At 67.6% G+C, this 19,933-nt stretch carries 16 protein-coding genes; 5 read left to right on the top strand and 11 right to left on the bottom strand.

Annotated elements, in window-relative coordinates:
- Positions 1 to 381 precede the first annotated feature (381 nt).
- The 9 genes from ABS88_RS18525 to ABS88_RS18485 form a co-directional block, all read right to left on the bottom strand.
- On the bottom strand, positions 382 to 1,596 hold the full coding sequence (locus ABS88_RS18525; RefSeq protein ID WP_076075756.1) for a dihydroorotase: 1,215 nt from the start codon (positions 1,594 to 1,596) through the stop codon (positions 382 to 384).
- The gene (locus tag ABS88_RS18520) at positions 1,587 to 2,582 is read right to left on the bottom strand and encodes an aspartate carbamoyltransferase catalytic subunit (RefSeq protein ID WP_076075754.1); all 996 of its coding nucleotides are present in this window, start codon (positions 2,580 to 2,582) and stop codon (positions 1,587 to 1,589) included. The genes ABS88_RS18525 and ABS88_RS18520 overlap by 10 nt, the downstream gene beginning before the upstream one ends.
- 78 nt (positions 2,583 to 2,660) lie before the next feature.
- Positions 2,661 to 3,284, bottom strand: coding sequence for an FMN-dependent NADH-azoreductase (locus ABS88_RS18515; RefSeq protein ID WP_076075751.1), 624 nt, complete (start codon positions 3,282 to 3,284; stop codon positions 2,661 to 2,663).
- A gap of 13 nt (positions 3,285 to 3,297) precedes the next feature.
- The gene (locus ABS88_RS18510) at positions 3,298 to 3,771 is read right to left on the bottom strand and encodes a MarR family winged helix-turn-helix transcriptional regulator (RefSeq protein ID WP_076075749.1); all 474 of its coding nucleotides are present in this window, start codon (positions 3,769 to 3,771) and stop codon (positions 3,298 to 3,300) included.
- Positions 3,772 to 3,795: 24 nt separating this feature from the next.
- Positions 3,796 to 6,018 carry a TonB-dependent receptor gene (locus ABS88_RS18505; RefSeq protein ID WP_076075746.1) on the bottom strand — a complete coding sequence of 741 codons (2,223 nt, stop codon included), beginning with the start codon at positions 6,016 to 6,018 and terminating at the stop codon, positions 3,796 to 3,798.
- Positions 6,019 to 6,136: 118 nt separating this feature from the next.
- Positions 6,137 to 7,384: an acyl-CoA dehydrogenase family protein gene (locus tag ABS88_RS18500; RefSeq protein ID WP_207797297.1), complete on the bottom strand. Its 1,248-nt coding sequence runs from the start codon at positions 7,382 to 7,384 to the stop codon at positions 6,137 to 6,139.
- A 78-nt stretch (positions 7,385 to 7,462) separates the two neighbouring features.
- Positions 7,463 to 7,921, bottom strand: a complete 459-nt coding sequence (locus tag ABS88_RS18495) for a MarR family winged helix-turn-helix transcriptional regulator (protein ID WP_158682148.1) — start codon at positions 7,919 to 7,921, stop codon at positions 7,463 to 7,465.
- 262 nt (positions 7,922 to 8,183) lie between these two features.
- Positions 8,184 to 8,654, bottom strand: coding sequence for a DUF3237 domain-containing protein (locus tag ABS88_RS18490; RefSeq protein ID WP_067109625.1), 471 nt, complete (start codon positions 8,652 to 8,654; stop codon positions 8,184 to 8,186).
- Between the two features lie 76 nt (positions 8,655 to 8,730).
- A complete protein-coding gene (locus ABS88_RS18485; protein WP_076075741.1) occupies positions 8,731 to 10,911 on the bottom strand; it encodes a TonB-dependent receptor in 2,181 nt (726 codons plus the stop codon).
- A 140-nt stretch (positions 10,912 to 11,051) separates the two neighbouring features.
- On the opposite strand from ABS88_RS18485, the gene ABS88_RS18480 reads away from it, so the two are divergent.
- Positions 11,052 to 12,431 carry a spinster family MFS transporter gene (locus tag ABS88_RS18480; protein WP_076075738.1) on the top strand — a complete coding sequence of 460 codons (1,380 nt, stop codon included), beginning with the start codon at positions 11,052 to 11,054 and terminating at the stop codon, positions 12,429 to 12,431.
- 36 nt (positions 12,432 to 12,467) lie between these two features.
- Here ABS88_RS18480 and ruvX read toward each other — a convergent pair whose 3' ends face one another.
- On the bottom strand, positions 12,468 to 12,929 hold the full coding sequence (gene ruvX, locus ABS88_RS18475) for a Holliday junction resolvase RuvX (protein ID WP_104960328.1): 462 nt from the start codon (positions 12,927 to 12,929) through the stop codon (positions 12,468 to 12,470).
- Between the two features lie 189 nt (positions 12,930 to 13,118).
- Complete coding sequence (locus ABS88_RS18470) at positions 13,119 to 14,420, bottom strand: DUF3089 domain-containing protein (RefSeq protein ID WP_076075736.1); 1,302 nt, start codon at positions 14,418 to 14,420, stop codon at positions 13,119 to 13,121.
- A gap of 196 nt (positions 14,421 to 14,616) precedes the next feature.
- Between ABS88_RS18470 and ABS88_RS18465 the strand changes: the two genes are divergently transcribed.
- From ABS88_RS18465 to gatB, 4 genes are all read left to right on the top strand, one after another.
- Positions 14,617 to 16,365, top strand: a complete 1,749-nt coding sequence (locus ABS88_RS18465; protein ID WP_076075733.1) for a DUF4153 domain-containing protein — start codon at positions 14,617 to 14,619, stop codon at positions 16,363 to 16,365.
- A gap of 66 nt (positions 16,366 to 16,431) precedes the next feature.
- Positions 16,432 to 16,734 carry an Asp-tRNA(Asn)/Glu-tRNA(Gln) amidotransferase subunit GatC gene (gatC, locus tag ABS88_RS18460; protein WP_067109613.1) on the top strand — a complete coding sequence of 101 codons (303 nt, stop codon included), beginning with the start codon at positions 16,432 to 16,434 and terminating at the stop codon, positions 16,732 to 16,734.
- Between the two features lie 115 nt (positions 16,735 to 16,849).
- Positions 16,850 to 18,331 (top strand): Asp-tRNA(Asn)/Glu-tRNA(Gln) amidotransferase subunit GatA, encoded by a 1,482-nt coding sequence (gene gatA, locus ABS88_RS18455; protein WP_104960329.1) that lies wholly within the window; start codon positions 16,850 to 16,852, stop codon positions 18,329 to 18,331.
- Between the two features lies 1 nt (position 18,332).
- Entirely contained in the window at positions 18,333 to 19,799 is a 1,467-nt protein-coding gene (gene gatB, locus ABS88_RS18450; RefSeq protein WP_286750282.1) for an Asp-tRNA(Asn)/Glu-tRNA(Gln) amidotransferase subunit GatB, read from the top strand.
- Positions 19,800 to 19,933: the final 134 nt, after the last annotated feature.

The raw sequence follows: 19,933 nt of genomic DNA, 5'->3' as shown, positions 1-19,933 counted from the left end.
CCGCCTATGGCGGAAGTTTATCCTGAGCGCCCGCCCTGCGGGCAGTCGAAGGGCGGGGGAACACGGCTTTATACAATATCGCGGCGATAGACTCTGAATCCCCACAGACCTTAGAGAATCGTGCATTAAATCTGCATCACTCTTTCTGTCGTTCGTGCCGAGCCTGTCGAAGCACCGCCTTTCTTCCTGCGGCGTCAAAAGAAAGAACGGCCCTTCGACGGCCTTGCAGGTGCTCAGGACAGGCTTCGACAAGCTCAGCGCCTGCCCCCGCGAAAGCGGGGGGCGGACGGTTCGGATTTGACGCGCTACGGCCCGATGACATGGAATGGACTCGTCATCCGCGAGCGACAAAGCCACGCGGCAATCCAAAGCCATCGCGCCTCAGCGTATCCGCACGCCGCCTTTCCACAGCATCGTGGCGCGGCCCTGCATCGGCATGCCGTCGAAGGGGGTGTTGCCCGCCCACGCCGCCATCTTCTTCGCATCGACCTGCCACGGCGTGCCGTCGTCGATCAGGATCAGGTCGGCCTCGGCGCCGACCGCCAGCGTTCCGGCATTAAGGCCGAGCAGCTTTGCCGGGTTTGCGGCGAGCAGGTCGAACAGGCGCGCCGGGGTCGCATGGCCGTCGCGGACGAGTTGCAGCCCCATCGCGAGCAGCGTCTCGGCGCCCGCCATGCCGGGCAGCGCCTCGGCAAAGGGCAGGCGCTTGTCCTCGGGCCCGCGCGGGTCGTGGCCCGAAGCGAGCACGTCGATCGTGCCGTCGGCGATGGCGGCGAGGCAGGCGCGGCGGTCGTCCTCCGACCGCAGCGGCGGCGACAGGCGCGCGAAGGTGCGGAAATCGCCCATCGCGGTGTCGGACAGGAACAGGTGCGCGGGCGTGATGCCGCAGGTGACGGGCAGTCCCGCCGCCTTCGCGGCGCGGATCAGGTCGAGCCCGCGCCGCGTCGTGACCTGGCGGATATGCAGCGGCGCTTCCGTTTCCTCGACCAGCAGCAGGTCGCGCGCGATCGCCATCGCCTCGGCGATCGCGGGCGCGGAGGCGAGGCCGAGGCGCGTCGCCATCTCGCCATCGGTCGCGACCGCGCAGTGCGTCAGCCCTTCGTCCTCGGCATGCGCGATGACGGTGAGGCCGAGCGACGCGGCGTAGGAGAGGACGCGGCGCATCACGCCGGCGTCGGCGATCCGGTCCCGGCCCGTCGCCACCGCGCGCGCGCCCGCGCCCTTCATCAGCCCGATTTCCGCCAGTTCCCTGCCGGTGAGCCCCTTGGTCGCGGCGGCGAGCGGATGAACCCACAGGTCGGGCTTGCCGCCCTTCGCCGCGCGCTCGACGAGCCCCGCGCCGTCGAGCGGGCCGCTGTCGGGCATCAGCGCGGCGCGCGTGATGCCGCCGAAATGAAAGGCCGGCTTGTCGGTCGCGAAGACGCCGAGGTCGATGATGCCGGGGGCGAGCCACTGGCCCTTCGCATCGACCGTCTCGATGCCCTCGGGACGCTCGGCGGGGTCGATCGCGGCGATGCGGCCGCCGACCGCGAGCAGGCTGCCGACGTTGCCGCCGAGCAGGCGGGCGTTGGCGATGAGCAGCGGCTTCAGTTCCATCCGGGCACCCCCCGCTTGCGGCGGGTCAATATGTCGAGGCACGCCATGCGCACCGCGACCCCCATTTCGACCTGCTCGGTGATCGTCGATCGCACCGGGTCGTCGGCGATGCTGCTGTCGATCTCGACCCCGCGGTTCATCGGGCCGGGATGCATGACGATCGCGTCGGGCTTCGCCTTCTCCAGCCGCTGCGGCGTCAGCGCATAGAGCGCGTGATACTCGCGCGCGCTGGGCAGGTAGGCGCCGTCCATGCGCTCGTTCTGGAGGCGCAGCATCATCACGACGTCGGCGCCCTTCAACCCCTCGTCCATGTCGGTGAAGGGGACGGCGTGCATGCGGTCGAGCGCGGGCGGGATCAGCGTCGGCGGCGCGACGACGCGCACCTCGTTGCCGAGCAGCGTCAGCGCGAGGATGTTCGATCGCGCGACGCGGCTGTGCAGCACGTCGCCGCAGATCGCGACGGTCAGCCCCTCGACCTTGCCCTTGCGGCGGCGGATGGTCAGCGCGTCGAGCAGCGCCTGCGTCGGATGCTCGTGCCGCCCGTCGCCGGCGTTCAGCACCGGGCAGTCGACCTTGTCGGCGATCAGTTGCACCGCGCCCGATGCCGAATGGCGGATGACGATCGCGTCGGCGCGCATCGCGTTCAGCGTCATCGCGGTGTCGATCAGCGTCTCGCCCTTCTTCACGCTCGACTGCGCCGCGTGCATGTTGACGACGTCGGCGCCGAGCCGCTTGCCCGCGATTTCGAACGACAGCAGGGTGCGCGTCGAATTCTCGAAGAAGGCGTTGATGATGGTGAGGCCCTTCAGCGCATCGTCATGCTTCGCCGCGCCCGAACGGTTCAGCTCGACCCACTGTTCGGCGGCGTCGAGGATATAGGAAATTTCCCATGGGGCGAGCTGGGCGATGCCGGTCAGGTCGCGATGGCGAAAGGCATCGCCACCGGGCGGGTAGTCGCTGGCGGGTCGGGTGGTTGCGCTTGTCATTAAAGCGCAGCGTCTAGGACGCGCGGGCCGATCCCGCAAGCGAAGAAGCAGGGTGATGCCGTATCGAGGGCAGGGCGTTCAAAAACGGGCGGCGGCCGCCTCCAGCTCCGGGGTGAAGGAATCGAGATAGGCGAGCCGCTCCGGCGCGGTGGCTTTCGTGGTCTTGCAGGCGTTGATCACGCGAATATCGTGCAGGCCCATCTGCCGGAATATGTGCAGCAGATAGGGCAGCTGGAAATCCCCCGGATCGTCGTCGCCCGTCGAGGAACGGGTGAGGATGAACTGGACGGGGCGGTCGCGGAGCAGGCCGAAGTGCTGCCGGGTCGCGGGGTCGAACCCGAATGTCCGGCCGGGCTGCATCAGGTGATCGAGATAGCGCTTCACCGCCCACGGCACCGAATAGTTCCACATCGGGCACGACAGCAATATCTTGTCGGCGCGGTCGAAATCCGCGATCAGCCGCTCGGTATCGACCCACGCGACCGTCCCCGCTTCGCTCCGTTCCTCGCCGAACAGCGGCGCCAGCTTGTGGATGGCGTGGACCGCACCGAAATCGGGATTCGCTGCGGCGTCGAACACGTCGATGTCGCCGATCTCATGGTCGGGATGCAGGGCGCGATAGCGGCGCAGGAAGACGTCCGCCAGTTTTCGCGAAGCCGACCGCTCGCCCTTGGGGCTGCCCGCGATATGCAATATCTTCACCTCGTGCGTCTCCTCAGGCTGCGGCGAGATTGGCGATCACGCTGCGCAGCAGCCGTTCGAGCGTCGCGACCTCCGCCGCCGTGAAATCCTGCGTCGCCAGGACATGGACGTCGCGGGCGAGGGGGATCAGCACCGCCTCCAGCGCCTGCGTGCGCCGGGTCGGGAAGACCAGCATCTCGCGGCGGTTGCCGGCATTGCGCCGGCGGCTGACGAAACCCTTTTCCTCCAGCCTGCGAAGTGCGATGGTAGCCGTGGCTTCGGAAATTCCCAACCGGTTGGCCAGCTCGCGCTGGCAGATGCCGTCGGTGCGCCACAGCTGCCGCAGGAAGCTCCACTGGCTCGCCGACACGTCGTGCACCATGGTCCGGTGCTCCAGCAGCCGCTGGAAGGACTGGAAGACCAGACGTGCAAGATCGTGCAGCTGTCCGCCGTCGCCGGCGCCGCCGTCTTGCACATCCGGTCCGTTTTCCCGCAGAGCGTTCCGCATGGCAGGCCCCTCTGCAATGCCGGGTCAAAAGCCCTTGGTGACCTCCAGCGCGATGGTTCGCGACGGATTGACGAACACCGCCCAGCTTCCCGCCACCAGCGGCACGCCGAACGACTGGCTGAACGACACCTTGTTGGTCAGGTTGCGGCCGATCAGCGCGACCTCGAGGTCGTTCGCCTCGGACGCGAGCGCGAGCCGCGCGTCGAGCTTGGTATAGCCGGGCATGATATTGTTGGGATGGCGGTCGTCCTGATAGATGGAGGCGCCGGTATAGTCCGCCGCGACGCGGCCGGTCAGCGCCCAGTCCGACGCCACCGGCACCCGAACCTCGGCATAGCTGTTCCATTTCCACTTCGGCGCGCGCGTCAGCCGGTAGCCGGCGAGGTTCATCGTCGTGCAGCCCGCGGGCGCGTCATAGGTGCAGGCCGCCCCCGGATAATCGGTGTAATAGGCGTCGAGATAGGCCAGCGAACCGCCGATCGTCAGCATGTCGCCGATCCGCAACGCCGCGTCGCCCTCGATCCCGCGCGACCGCGCTTCGGCGGCGTTGCCGGTGGTGAAGGACGATCCGGTGAAGGAGGAGACCTGAAGGTTCGTGAAATCGGTCGTGAAGGCGGCCATGTTCAGGTGCAGCCGGTTGTCGAGCAGGCGCAGCTTGGCGCCGGCCTCCCACGACCGCGCCCGCTCGGGCTCGAACTCGACGCGCCCGGTCAGGCCGAGGCGGCTGTCGTTCGACACATAGCCGCCGCCCTTCGATCCGGTCGCATAGCTGAGGTAGACCTGCGCCGACGGGCCGAACTTGTAGCTGAGCTTCGCCGAATAATCCCACAGCGCCTCGCTGCGCGAGCGGATGAAGACGTAGCTGGGATAGGCGAGCACGCTCATTTCCCCGGCGACGCGCGCCTGCTTCGATTCGTGGTTGTAGCGCAGGCTGCCGCTGAAGGTCAGCGCATCGGTCAGATGCCAGTCGATCGCGGCGAAGGGCGACAGCGCCTCGCTCGTCTGGTGGAACGGCAGCCGCGCCGTCCCTTGCAGCAAGGGGCCGATCGGCGGGGTCAGCACCTTGTCGGCGCCGTTCCAGTAGATTTCCTGCAGGATGTCCGACCGCGCATAGAAATAGGAGCCGCCGACGATCAGGTCGACCGGCCCGACGGCGCCCGCGACCCGGATTTCCTGCGAAAGCTGCGAGCTGTTTTCGGTATGGATCGAATCCGAAAAGGCGATGGGGCTGATGTCGATATCGTTCTGCGTCCGGGCGCGCAGCCGCTGATAGCCCGAGATCGACGAAAGCTCGAACCCCCCGCCGAGGTCGAGCTTGGCGGTGACGGTGAGGTTGAGGTTGTTGGTGCGCGAGAATTCGGGATAGGCCGAACTTTGCGCGCGCTCGAACGAGGGGCGTTCGGGCGGGCCGCCGACGGCGGCCGACGCGGCGCGGATCTGGTCGCAGAAGACGCAGTTGCCCAGACCGTTGTAGGTCAGGTTGCCGCCCTTGTAGTTGTTCTCGGCATATTCGGCCTTGAACAGGATCGATCCGCCCCCGCCGGCGGGTTCGAACAGCAACTGGCCGCGGATACCCATATTGTTGTTGCTGTTGTCGTCGCGTCGGGTGACGCGGTTGTACATGTAACCGCCCTCGTGCCCGGCCTGAAAGCTGATCCGGGCGCTGAGGCTGTCGGTCAACGGACCCGACACGAAGCCGCCGCCGCCATAGCCGTCATTCTCGAACTCGTAGCGGCCGCGCAGTTGCGCTTCGAACTGCCGGGTGGGCGCGCGGCTGATCACGCTGATCGCGCCGGCGTTGGTGTTCTTGCCGAACAGCGCGCCTTGCGGACCGCGCACGACCTCGACCCGCGCGACGTCCATCATCGCGGTCTGCATCGACCGCGACCGGCCCGAATAGACGCCGTCGATGAAGAAGCCGACCGACTGTTCGAAGGCCAGGTTGCCGCCGCCCGAACCGAGCCCGCGCATCGACACGACGAAATTGCCGTTGGTCTGGTCGATCTGCAGATTGGGGACGCTCGACTGGAGGTCGTTGAACTGGCGGATGCCCATCGCTTCCATGCCCTCGCCGCTGACCGCCGCGACCGACAGCGGCACGTCGAGCAGCGTCTGCTCGCGCTTGGTCGCGGTGACGACGATTTCGGAATCGCGGGCGGCCGACGCGCCGTCGGTCTGGGCATAGGCGGATGTCGGAACGGCAAGGCTGGCAAGCAGCATCGAACGGAACAGCGTAATCCGGTTCATTTTTCCCTCCCATTTTCGGGCGCTCCGCCCCGTCGCCATGACGGGTTTCGCGGGCCCCATTTGTTGTCGGCGCCGGTCCTTTCGCCGCGGGCGCGCGCCTTTCGCCCGCCGCAAGCGATCAGTAGATCATCGAATTGGGTTCCATCCCCAGCATGGCGCGGCCGCGCAGTTCGGATGCCGCGTCGATGTCGTAGATGACGTGGTTCGACATGACGTTGATGTCGCGCAGATGCCGCTGCAGCGGATTGCCCCGCATGTGGGCGCCCGCGCCCGCCGCCTCGACCAGCGTGCGGATCGCCTCGCGGCAGATTTCCATCGCGTGCGCGATCTGCAGGCGCATGAAGCTGCGCTGCCCGAAGGTGGCGGGCACCGGTCCCGCCGCGAGTTCGACGTTGCGATTGACCGCCGCGCGCAGCAACATCTCCGCGGTCGCGATCTGCACGTCGGCATGGGCCAGACGCATCTGCGCCGCGGGCTTGTCCGATTGCCGGGTCGTGCTTCCCGGGATGACGCGTTGCTGAAGCTGTTCGGCAAAGGCGGCGACCGCCGCGCGCCCGACCCCGACGCCGCCGATCGCCGCGGTGACGCCCAGGAAGGGGGTCATCGGCTGGCGATAGATCGGATTGTCGTACAGGCGCGCGCCGTGGCCGGTTCCGGCCCGCATGTCGTTCATGTTCATCGTGCGATATTCGGGGATGAAGGCGTCCTCGATCAGCAGGTCGTGGCTGCCCGTTCCCTCCATCCCGTCGATATTCCAGGTGTCGAGCACCTTGACCTCGTTCGTCGGCAGGGCGCAGAACAGGGCGCGGCGCTCGGGATCGTCGGGGATCGCGCATGCCACCATCGCCCAGTTGGAATTCATGATCCCGGTGCCCCATTTCCAGCGGCCCGAGATGCGATAGCCGCCGTCGACCGGAATCGCCTTGCCCGGGGGCGCGGTCACGCCGGGCGCGATCACATAGGGGACATGGTCTCCGCCGCCGCCGAAAATCTCGTCCTGGAACGGCTCGGGAAATTGCGACAGCATCCAGACATGCTCGACGCAGAAAGCGGTGACCCAGCCGGTCGACGCGCACCCTTCGGCCAGCGGCAGCATCGCGTCGAGGAAGCTGTCGACGTCGAATTCCAGCCCGCCATATTTGCGCGGCATGAAGTGATAGAAACAGCCGGTCGCGCGGATGGCGTTCCACACCTCGACGATCGGGCGCCGTTCGCGCTCGCACGCCGCGGCGTGCCGTTGCAACAGCGGCTTGAGCGCGGTGGTGCGGCGGACCAGGTCTTCGGGCGTGAGCTGGGCCAGTTGCTCGCGCGTCAGGAAATCATCCCCGACCGGAATCGCGGGTTGGACGGTCGGCGGTAATTCCATGTCGGCCACGGCCATTCTCTCCCTCATGTCTTTGGAGGGAGTTTGTCAGGCTGCCTGACAAAGTCAATAGTATACTAACTATTTTCTTTCGGGCGCGCTCAAATCGGGAATGGGACCCCAGTCCGCCGAGATCGCGTCGTCGAGGGCGTCGAGGCGATCCTTCCCCAGGCGGGCGCCCAGATGCTGGTGCAAGGCGTTCATCACCGCTTCGGCGGCGTGCCGGAGCGGCGATGAATCGGGATGGAAGCTGATCTTGTGCGCGCGCCTGTCCTGCGGGTCGGGCCGGACCACCAGGATATTCTGTTCGACCAGCGTCGCGATCATCTCGCTCATCGACTGGCGCGTGATCCCCAGGTTGGCGGCGAGGCGGGCGGGGCGCGATTCGCCCATGGCGATGTTCGCGAACAGCATCGACTGGGTCCGCGTCGGGGTCGGCCAGCCGTCGCGGCGCAGGTTCGACTGGAGCGCCTCGTCATACCAATAGACCGCCCGCAACAGGTGGATCATCGTCATCGGGTGATGGGATGCTTGCGTCATGGGCGGGCCCGTTTCCTGCGTCCTGTTGCTCATCGGGGGCGGCGATGGACCAGATGCACGGCGTTGCCAACCCCGATCCCGCGCCGCGCCGGCCGGGATCGGGCGGGCATATATGGACTTCAGACATGCAAGGGCCCGTTCCCGGGCGAAAGCCGGGGTCCAGATGCCATGGTGCCGCGCGGCATGGGCCCCGGCGTTCGCCGGGGAACGGTTGGCTGGCGAAAAGGGGCCGTGACCGATCGGGCGATCGATCCCGCCCGCGCTACAGCAGTTCGAACACGTCGTAACGGACCGCGCCGCCGACGCTGGCGCCAAGGCCGACCGCGACGATGTCGTTCAGCCAGCGATAGCGCTCGTCGCCCGTTTCGAACATCGGCGTGGTGCGAAAATAGACTTCGGCCTTGTCTTCGGGAGTCTTCGGGCCGCCGTTCCGCGCATGCTTGTGCGCGGCCGAAAGCGGCCGCAGCACGCCGCGATAGGAGACGTAGATCAGGGCGCCGTCATGCGTTTCCATCGTAATGCGGGCGTCGAGCCGCAGCGTGTCGTTGTCGTCGATCGTCGCCCAGTCGCCGCCGCTCGGCATCACCCGGCCGCGCAGTCGCTCGCCTTCGACCTCGCCGCCGGTCAGCGCCGCGATCATCCGGCGTCCGAAATGCGCCTTGCCGATCATCTGCTGGGGTTCGGTGAAAGCGGCGCGATAGGAACAGAGGTAGCGGAAGCGGGGTTCGTCCATCGGTCATCCTTTCGGAAAAGAAGCGGGAAGCGAAAAAGGGGGAGGGCGGCTCCGTCGGGCGGAGCCGCCCGCCGCGTCAGAAGCTGAACGCGACCGTCGCCCCATAGGTGCGCGGCGGCGCATAGGGGGTCAGAAGCTGGCGATAGGCGGAGAACCAGGTGACATAGGTCGGCGTCAGCTCGTTCGTCAGATTCTTGCCCCACAGCGACAGCTCCCAGCCATCGTCGGGGTTCGACAGCGACAGGCGCGCGTCGACATTCTCGTGCGCGGGCCAAAGCTGCTGCGGAATGTTCGACGCCTCGAAATAGGCGTCGTCGACCCAGCTGTAATCGACCCGCAGCTTTGCCGTCAGGTCGCCGATCGGGCGCTCGAACTGGCCGCCGATGTTGAATTTGTTGCGCGGCGAGCGCGGCAGCTGGTTGCCCGTATAGTCGGTGCCGGGGATCGCATATTCGATGAACTTGGTATCGAGCCACGAATAGCTGCCGTCGATCTGGAGCCCGTCGACCGGGCGCACGACGGCTTCGACCTCGATCCCCTTGATCCGCGCCTTGGCGGCATTGCTGACGACAACGCAGCAAAGCGGGACGAGCTGCGAAATCTGCAGGTCCGAATAATCGGTCCGGAAGGCCGCGACGTTCAGGCGCAGCCGGCGGTCGAGCCAGTCGGTCTTGGCGCCGATTTCATAGCCCCAGGCGAATTCGGGGTCGTAGGGGGTGGAGGCGCCCGCCGCGGTGCCCGACAGCCCCTGGAACCCGCCGCTCTTGTAGCCGCGCGCGACCGAGGCATAGAGCAGGACGTCGTCGGTCGCCTTCCAGTTGAGCGCGAACCGGGGCGTGAAGGCCTTCCAGCTCTTCTTGCCCGTGACGTCGTAGCCGTCGAGCGACCCGAGCGGCGGCGGCAGGCCCGGGCCGTCGTCGGCCTTGTATCCCGCGAAGCGGCCGCTCTTGCGCTCCCACGTCATGCGCGCGCCGACCGTCGCGGTCAGCGCCGGGACGATCTCGACGTCGACCTGGCCGAAGATCGCGAAGCTGCGCGCGTTGACCGACTGCGGATAGATGCCGGTCCCCGATCCTTCGGGGGTCGGGAAATCCTGAATCTGCCCTTCGATGCGGTCGTTGTTCTCCTTGAGGAAATAGACGCCGGTCTGGCCTTTCAGGCGGCCGTCCCACGCGTCGAAGGCCAGGCGCAGTTCCTGGCTGAACTGGCTGTTGTTCTCCTCGCCGAAACTGGTCGATTCGATCTGCGCCGGCGGGTTGATGGGGTTGCTGAAGAAGGGCGTGACGAAGTTGAACTTGACCTTGCGCAGCGCGGTGAGCGAGGTCAGCGTCCCGAACGGCAGGTCGATGTTGACCTCGCCCGAATAGGTCTGGATCGTCCGCTTGATCTCGCCGTCGATATAGGCGTTCACGACGCGCGGGTCGGGATTGATGCCGACGCAGTGGATGCCGTCCTGAAAGCTGCTGTCGCAATTGTTGTGGCGCGGATTGCCCTTCTGGTCCTGGTGCGAGATGTCGGCGCGCAGGATGATGTCGAGCGTGTCGTTCGGGACGAAGCGCAGCGCCGCGCGGCCCGTCGTCAGGTTCAGGTCGTTGACGCGGTGGCCCGTCGTCTCGTTATATTCGAAGCCGTCGCGCTGCTTGTGCGAAACGCCGGCCGAAAAATAGATGGTGTCGGTCAGCGCCATGTTGCCGCGGGCGGTCACGCCGATGCGGTCGTAATTGCCGTAGGTGCCCTCGAAATGAAAGCTTTCCTCGTCGGTCGGCTTGCGGCTGACGAACTGGACGAGGCCGCCGATCGCATTCTTGCCGAACAACGTCCCTTGCGGTCCGCGCAGCACCTCGACCCGTTCGAGGTCGAGCGCGTCGAGGTCGGGCGTGCCGCCGCGCCCGGCATAGACGCCGTCGACGAAGACGACCACCGACGGGTCGCCGCCGGCATTCTGGCTGATGCCCGGCGCGCTGCCGATGCCGCGCATCGAAAAGTTGGTGTTGACCGGGTCGACCGCGCTGATCGCCAGGCCGGGGGTGCGGATCGCGATGTCCTGCACCGTCTCGATGCTGTTGTCGCGGAGCTGGTCGGCGCCGAAGGCGGTGACCGAAACGGGCACGTCCTGCAGCCGCTGTTCCTGGCGCTGCGCGGTGACGATGATGTCGTCGCTGTCGCGCGGCGCGCTGTCCTGCGCCGCGGCGGGCACGGCTATCGCCGCGGTGCCCGCGAGCAGCAGCGTGCTTATCCTGATTTCCGTTCTAGCCATCTCTCATCTCCCGACCCGCCGGCCCGCGGTTCATATCCGCTTGACTCAGCCTTATTTTTACTTAGCGTTCTAAGTAATATTTCATATATAACAGCATGATCGAGCGCGCAAGGGCGCGCCGTGCGCGAAGGGACGGGATGATGGCGAACGACGGCGCAACGACTCGATCGCGGCAGGAACCATCGCCCGACGCGGGCGCCGAATCCCCGCAATGGCCGCGTCCGGTCTATGGCTGGTACGTCGTCGGCGTCCTCCTGCTCGCCTATACATTGTCCTTCGTCGACCGGATGATCCTGAGCCTGCTCGTCGCGCCGATCCGCGCCGCGCTCGACATCTCGGATACCGAGGTCAGCCTGCTGATCGGGCTGGCCTTCGCGCTTTTCTACACGCTGCTGGGCCTGCCGCTGGCGTGGATCGCCGACCGCTGGAACCGCCGCAACCTGATCCTCGTCGGCGTCGCGCTGTGGAGCGTGATGACCGCGGGCTGCGGCTTCGCGGGAAGCTATGCCACGCTGTTCCTCGCGCGCATGGGCGTCGGGGTGGGAGAGGCGGCGCTGTCCCCCGCCGCCTATTCGATGCTCAGCGACACCTTTCCGCGCGACCGCCTGGCGCGCGCGCTGGCGGTCTATTCGATCGGGGTGCCGCTCGGCTCGGGCGTGGCGATGATCCTCGGCGCCTTCGTCGTCCAGGCCGTGCTCGCCGCGCCGATGGTCGATCTGCCGTTCGTCGGCCCGGTCGAGGCGTGGCGGACGATCTTCCTCTGGGTCGCGGCGCCGGGATTGCTGGTCTGCCTGCTGCTCCTCACGGTGCGCGAACCGCTGCGCCAGGGACGCCGGCAGGCCGCCGCCCACGCCGACGAGCCGCCGGCGCCCGGCTTTCTCGCCCACCTCGTCCGCCAGCGCGCGGCGCTCGGCGCGCTGTTCGTCGGCATGGCGCTGATCGGGCTCGTCATGTACGGCGTGATCGCCTGGGTTCCGACCTTCTTCTTCCGCACCTATGGCATGGAGGTGTCGCGGGCCGGGCTGTGGTTCGGCGTCATCATGGCGATCGGCGGCGCGGCGGGGCTGGTGCTCGGCGGCACGCTGGCCGACCGGATGTTCGGCAAGGGCGTCGCCGACGCGCATCTGCGCGTGATGCGGCTGTCGATCCTGCTGGGCGGCCCGCCGCTGCTCGCCGCGGCGCTGATGCCCGATGCGGTGCTGGCGTTCGCGATGCTGGCGCTCGCCTTTCCGATGCTGACGATGCACGGCGTCGGAACGGTGGCGTTGCAGCTCATCACCCCGAACGAATATCGCGCCCGCGTGACCGCGCTCTATTTCTTCATCGTCAACCTGACCGGGCTGGGTTTCGGTCCGATGCTGATGGCGCTGCTCACCGACCATCTGTTCGGCGACGATGCGGCGCTGCGCTATTCGATAGCGCTGGTGACCGGCGTCGCCATGCCGCTGGCGGCGATCATCCTGACCGTGGGTTTTCGCGCCTTTGCCCGCGAATTGGCGAAGATGTCGGACGGCGCCTGATCCCGTCCACGGCGATCCGCCGATCGGGTCAGGCGCTCACGCCCGCACCAGCGCGTCGATCGCGCCTTGCAGGATGAAGGCGGCGGCGGCGCTGTCGATGCGCTCGGCGCGTTTCGCGCGGCTGACGTCGGCGGCGATCATCGCGCGCTCGACCGCCGCGGTCGACCAGCGTTCGTCCCACAGCAGCACGGGCAGGCCCAGCGGCGCGAGGTTGCGCGCGAAGGCGCGCACCGACTGGGTGCGCGGACTGTCGCTGCCGTCCATGTTGAGCGGCAGCCCGACGACGAGGCCGACGACCGACTGGGCGGCGACGAGCCCGCGCAGGGCATCGAGATCGGCGGCGAACTTGCCGCGGCGGATCGTCCGGTCGGGGGTCGCGAAGCTCCACCCCGCGTCGCACAGCGCGACCCCGATCGTCTTCGTCCCGACATCGAGCCCGGCGAGGCGCCCGCCGTCGGGAAGCGCGGCGGCAAAATCGGGGGCGAGGGTGGAAATCATCGATCGGTCCTTATCGCCGGATTCCGTCATGCTGAACTTGATTCGGCATCCATTCGGCGCCTCGCCCGAAATGGGGCGCCGAATAGCCCCCGATCGAGGACCCGTTCCCCGGCGAAAGCCGGGGTCCACGCGGAGCGGCGCGATGCCGTCTGGACCCGGGCTTTCGCCGGGGAACGGGAAGATTGCCGATCAAGTGCGGGGTGACGAGGGAGCGGATGCGGGTGTTGCGGCAGCCGCTGGCGCCACGGCAGGCGGAACCGGCGAAGGCTTCCCCTCGAACGCCGCGAGCCGGCGCAGCACGTCGGCGCGGACGTTCGCCCAGAACAGGGTGATGTCGTAGACGTGATAATTGTTGCCCGGCAGCACATAGCCCGGAACGACATAATCCTTCACGACGTCGGCCTGCCCGATCATCAGGAAGCCGCGCGCATCGTCGCACGTCGCGCCGACCTTGCCGGGGATCAGGCGCCCCTCGGTGAACTTCGCCTCGGGTTTCAGCGTGCCCAGATTGGCCTCTGCCGGCGCATCGGTGTCCGGAATCCCGGTGATCGGATTGGTGCACAGCATCCGCGTTTCGGCGCGCGGGCGGCCGTCGAAGCCGATGGTGCCGTCATAGGCTTCGGTCACCATCGCCGGATCGGCGGGCTCGGCGAAGCTCGCCCACGACAGGATGCAGCCCTTCTGGTCGGGGGTCGTGCAGGCCGGAAGGCCGAGCGCGGGCAGGTCGGTTTCGACCGAGATCGGCCAGCCGACGATATAGGCGGCGACGACGCGCTTCGCGAGCGGGGTGCCGGCGACGCGGTTCTTCAGCAGCGTTTCGAGGTGCAGCGCGCCCTGGCTGTGCCCTGCGAGGATGATCGGCCGGTTTTTCGGGATCGCGGCCAGAAAGGCGTCGAACGCCTGCTCGACATCGCGATAGGCGGCGTCGATCGCCTTGCCCGCGGTGACGCGGTCGGTGGCGAGGAAAGCCCCCAGCGTCGCCTGGCGATAGCGCGGCGCCCACACCTCGCCCGCGTCGGAAAAGGCGCTCGCCATGCCGCGCACGAACAGGTTGGCGCGGTGGTCGGCGTCGCGGTCGGAGAGCGGGGCGTTCCAGCTCGACTTGCTGTAATAGCTTGTCGGATGGACGAAGAAGATCTCCGCGTCGCCTCGAACAGCGGCGGCGGATGCGGCGGACGGCGCGGCGGCGCGGGCGGGCGGCACGATCTGGCCGCGCGCCTGCGCCTCGTCGTCGCCGGAGGCTTCGCCCCCCGACGCATCGTCGGCAAGGTCGGGGCGCCATTTCGACGGATCGTCCTCCATCCCCGGCCGCGCGAACCACATCTCGGGATCGTCATAGGCGTTGGGCGCGGCAACGACCTGCGGCTTGAATTCGGCGCTGGGGACGAACGCGACCCGCGCGACCCAGCCGGGGAAAAGCTGATAGACGACGCCGGCGGCAAGGATCAGCAGGATGATCGCGGCGATCAGATAGAGGAATTTGCGGGCCAAATGCGGGCTCCATGGGAGAGAAGAGGCGAACATCCTTACCCGTTCGTGTCGAGCGAAGTCGAGACACCCATCGGTTTGGCGCTGCCCCGATGGGCATCTCGACTTCGCTCGATGCGAACGGGAAAAGAAAATCCCGTCGACGGGCGCCATGCTATCTGGCTTGCGCGCGTACCCGAAACAAGCCCAGATGTCGCGCATGACCGATGCGCCCGCCCGCCCGTCCGCCTCCGAGTCGCACCGTCTGGACGGCAGCGATCCGCCGTGGCCGCTGCGGCCGTGGATCATGGCGGCGGTCTGCTCGGTCGCGGGGCTCGCCTTTCACCTGCTCGTCGACCATTTGTACGAGGACCCGCTCGCCGCCTGGCGCAGCGCGCTCGCCGCCGCGGTCGCGGTGGGGACGATCACCTTCGTTCTGGGGGTCGAGCTTCGCCGCTGGCACTGGGCGCTGGGCTTCGCGCTGCTGTGGGGCGCGGTGATGGGGCTGATCGTCTGGCAGTCGGCGGGCTACAATATCCACGGATCGCCGGTCGAATGGCCGTTCTGGTCGGGGATGCTCGCGGTGCTCGTCGCGACGCCCCTGTTCCAGACGCGGCGCGACGTCGCGCCCGATGCCCGCTTCTGGCGGCTGTGGCGGATGCCCTACGACCGGCTGCACGGCCATGCGTGGACCGACGCCGTGATCGGCGCGGCCGGCCTTGCCTTCGTCGGCGTCACCTTCCTGCTCGTCGTGCTGATCGGACAGATGTTCAAGCTGATCGGGATCGACGTCATCGAACGGCTGCTCAATGACGAATGGTTCGGCTGGATGCTCGCGGGGGCGGCCTTCGGCGGCGCGGTGGGGCTGTTGCGCGAGCGCGACCGGCTGGTCGCGACGCTCCAGCGGCTGGTGATGATCGTGCTCGCGGTGCTGGCGCCGGTGCTCGCGGTCGCGCTGGTCCTCTTCCTCGTCTCTCTGCTCGGAACCGGATTGCAGAAGCTGTGGGATTCGGGCTTTTCGACCGCCGCGCTGATGATGGCGGCGGCGGCTTTCGCGGTGCTGCTCGCCAATGCGGTGATCGGCGACGGGCGCGAGGACCGCGCGACCAATCCGCTGCTGCGCTGGGCCGCGCCGGTGCTGGCGGTCGCGGTGCTGCCGCTCGCGGGCATCGCCTGTTATTCGATGGGTCTGCGCATCGGCCAATATGGCTGGACCCCCGAACGCCTGTGGGGCGTGATCGCGGCGGCGGTCGCGCTCGCCTATGGCGTCGCCGGGGTGTGGGCGGTGGTCCGCGGACGGCGCGATTTCGACGACTGGCTGCGCCCCTTGCAGCAGAAGCTCGCGATCGGATTGATGCTGCTCGCGCTGTTTCTGGCGCTGCCGATCCTCGATTTCGGGGCGATTTCGGCGCGCGACCAGCTGGCGCGGCTGAACAGCGGCGCGACCCCGGCGGCAAAGTTCGACTGGGCGGCGATGGCGTTCGATTTCGGCCCGGCGGGGCGGAACGCGCTGCGCGACATGACCCGGTCGCCGCAGAAGGCGCGTGCCGACGCCGCAAGGGCCGCGCTCGCGGCAAAGAATCGCTGGGACCTCGCCGGGCCGCGTGGGCCGACGCTGCTGAAACCCTTCACGGAGCGGCTGCGCATCGTCCCGGCGGACCGCGCGCTCCCCGCCGAAGCGCTCGCGCGGATCGAGGCGAGCTATATGTGCGCCCGCGCCAAAGCCTGCGTCGCGATATGGCTTTCCGACGACCGGATCGGCGTGCTGGGGCAGCAGGAAGCGGGCGAGGCGCTGCAATTCGACCATGTGACGCGCAATGCCGAGGGCCAGTGGGTCCAGGGCGACGCGACGAGCCCGCGTCCGGCGCGGCCGGGGCTCGACCTGTCGAAGGCGCGGGTCGAGGTCGAAACGGTTCGCCAGCGGCGCATCACGGTCGACGGCGTGCCCGAAACCGGCCCTTTCGATTAGGCGCCGCTTGATGCGCAGGGGGGAGGGTGCTAGCGGCGCGGCGTCCCCCGCACGAGGCAGGAAGCTATGGCAATCGATCAGGCAACGGTGAAGAAGATCGCGTCGCTGGCGCGCATCGCGATCAGCGATGCGGAGGCCGCCGCGATGGAAGGCGAACTCAACAATATCCTCGGCTGGGTCGAGCAACTCGGCGAGGTCGACGTGAGCGGGGTCGAGCCGATGACGGCGGTGATCCCGAACACGCTGCGGCTGCGCGACGATATCGTCGACGCCGACCCGCTGACCGGCGGCAACCGCCGCGACGACGTGCTGGCGAACGCGCCCGAGCCGCAGCACGGCTTCTTCGGCGTGCCCAAGGTGATCGAGTGATGACTGACGCTATGGTTCCAGCCGTTTGTCCTGAGCTTGTCGAAGGACCGTCCTTCTTCGACGCGGCCGGGAAAGAACGGTGCTTCGACAAGCTCAGCACGAACGGGTTTTGATGATGACTGATTTGACCAATCTCACCGTCGCGCAGATTCGCGACGGCCACCGCGCGGGCGATTTCAGCGCCGTCGAGGTCGCGGAGGCGTTCAACGCCAATGTCGCGGGCGCGAAAGCGCTCAACGCCTTCATCGTCGAGACGCCCGAACAGGCGCTCGGCGCGGCGAAGCAGGCCGATGCCGACCGGGCCGCGGGAACGCTCAAGCCGCTGTCGGGCGTGCCGATCGGCATGAAGGACCTGTTCGCGACCAAAGGCGTCCAGACCACCGCCGCGAGCCACATGCTCGAAGGCTTCGTGCCGCGCTACGAATCGACCGTGTCGCAGAAATTGTGGGACGCGGGCGCGGGGATGCTCGGCAAGCTCAACCTCGACCAGTTCGCGATGGGCTCGTCGAACGAGACGAGCTTTTTCGGCAACGTCATCTCGCCGTGGAAGCGGAACGACGGCGGGAACGCGGCGCTGGCGCCCGGCGGCTCGTCGGGCGGCAGTTCGGCGGCGATCGCGGCGCGGCTCTGCCCCGCGGCGACGGGCACCGACACCGGCGGCTCGATCCGCCAGCCCGCGGCGTTCGTGGGCATTTCGGGGATCAAGCCGACCTACGGCCGCTGCTCGCGCTGGGGCATCGTCGCCTTCGCCAGCTCGCTCGACCAGGCGGGGCCGATGGCGCGCGACGTGCGCGACTGCGCGATCATGCTTCAGAATATGGCGGGCTTCGACCCCAAGGACGCGACCAGCCTCGACCTGCCCGTGCCGAATTGGGAAGCCGCTTTGTCGAGCGATTTCAAGGGCAAGAAAGTCGGTATTCCCAGGGAATATCGACTGGAGGGCATCGATCCCGACATCGATGCGATGTGGGATGCCGGCATCGCGATGCTCAAGGATGCCGGGGCCGAGGTCGTCGAGATCAGCCTGCCGCACACCAAATATGCGCTGCCGGCCTATTATATCATCGCCCCCGCCGAAGCCTCATCGAACCTCGCGCGCTACGACGGGGTGCGCTACGGGCTGCGCGATCTGCCGCAGGGTGCGGGGTTGCAGGACATGTATGCCGCGACGCGCGCCGAAGGCTTCGGGCCGGAGGTCAAGCGCCGCATCATGATCGGCACCTATGTGCTGTCGGCGGGCTTCTACGACGCCTATTACACGCAGGCGCAGAAGGTGCGGACGCTGATTTCGCGCGATTTTTCGGCGGCGTTCGAGACGTGCGACGTGATCCTCGCCCCGACCGCACCGTCGGCGGCGTTCGGGCTCGGCGAAAAGACCGCCGACCCGCTGTCGATGTATCTGAACGACGTGTTCGCCGTGCCGGCCAGCCTCGCGGGGCTGCCCGCGATGTCGGTCCCCGCGGCGCTCAACCGCGAAGGCCTGCCGCTGGGCCTGCAGATCATCGGCAAGGCCTTCGACGAGCAGGGCGTGCTCAACGCCGGGCTGGCGATCGAGGAACGCGCGGGCTTCACCGCTCGCGCCGAGAGGTGGTGGTAAGATGACGGACTATCGCATCAAGGGCGAAACCGGCGAGTGGGAGGTCGTGATCGGCCTCGAGGTCCATGCGCAGGTCACTTCCAACGCCAAGCTCTTCTCGGGCGCCGCGACGGCGTTCGGGGCCGAGCCGAACACGCAGGTGTCGCTGGTCGATGCCGCGATGCCCGGCATGCTGCCGGTGCCGAACCGCGAATGCATCCGGCAGGCGGTGCGCACCGGCATGGCGATCGACGCGCAGATCAACAAATGGTCGCGCTTCGACCGCAAGAATTATTTCTATGCCGACCTGCCGCAGGGCTATCAGATTTCGCAGCTTTATCATCCGCTTGTCGGCGAAGGTTCGCTGACGATCGAGGCGGATGAGAAGGCGGGGATCAAGGAAGCGAAGCGCATCGCGATCGAACGCATCCATGTCGAGCAGGACGCCGGCAAGCTGATGCACGACCAGCATCCGACGATGTCGTTCGTCGACCTCAACCGCTCGGGCGTCGCGCTGATGGAGATCGTGTCGAAGCCCGACATGCGCTCGCCCGCCGAGGCCGGCGCCTATCTGTGCAAGCTGCGCGCGATCCTGCGCTACGTCGGCTCGTGCGACGGCAATATGGAAGAAGGCTCGATGCGCGCCGACGTCAACGTCAGCGTCCGCAAGCCCGGCGAAGCGCTGGGCACGCGCACCGAGACGAAGAACGTCAATTCGGTCCGCTTCGTCATGCAGGCGATCGAATATGAGGCGAAGCGCCAGGTCGAGGTGCTCGAATCGGGCGGCACGGTCGATCAGGAAACGCGCCTGTTCAACCCCGACAGCGGCACGACGCGGACGATGCGGTCGAAGGAGGATGCGCATGATTACCGCTATTTCCCCGACCCCGACCTGCTGCCGCTCGAACTCGACGATGCGTTCCTCGACGAATGCCGGGCGAGCCTGCCCGAACTGCCCGACGCCAAGCGCGCGCGCTACGAGGCGGCGGGGATTTCGGCCTATAACGCCGGCGTGCTGACCGCCGAGGTCGAGAGCGCGCGCTGGTTCGACGCGCTGCTCGACGCGGGCGCGGAGCCGAAGGCGGCCGCCAACTGGATGACCAGCGAGCTGTTCGGCGCGCTCAACCGGCTGGGCAGGGAGATCGCCGATTCGCCGGTCGGCCCGGCGCAGGCGGCGGAACTGCTCGGCCTCGTCGCCGACGGCACCATCTCGGGCAGCATCGCCAAGCAGGTGTTCGAGATCATGCTCGAAACCGGCGACGATGCGGCGAAGATCGTCGAGGACAAGGGCCTTCGGCAGACCAGCGACACCGGCGCGATCGAGGCGGTGATCGCCGAGGTGCTGGCGAAGAACCCGAACCAGCTCGAACAATATCGCGGCGGCAAGGAAGCGCTGTTCGGCTTCTTCGTCGGCCAGACGATGAAGGCGATGCAGGGCAAGGCGAACCCGCAGGTGGTGAACGAACTGCTGAAGAAGGCGCTGGGATAAGCGGCCGCGGCTCCGGCCGCGCCCCGGCTTAGAGCATCGAGCATTAAATCTGAACCGTTTGCCCCCCGCTTTCGCGGGGGCAGGCTCTGAGCTTGTCGAAGCCTGTCCTGAGCGCCTGCAAGGCAGTCGAAGGG

It is taken from the genome of Sphingopyxis sp. SCN 67-31, from assembly GCF_001725095.1.
This window is presented reverse-complemented; position numbering and strand designations above follow the sequence as displayed.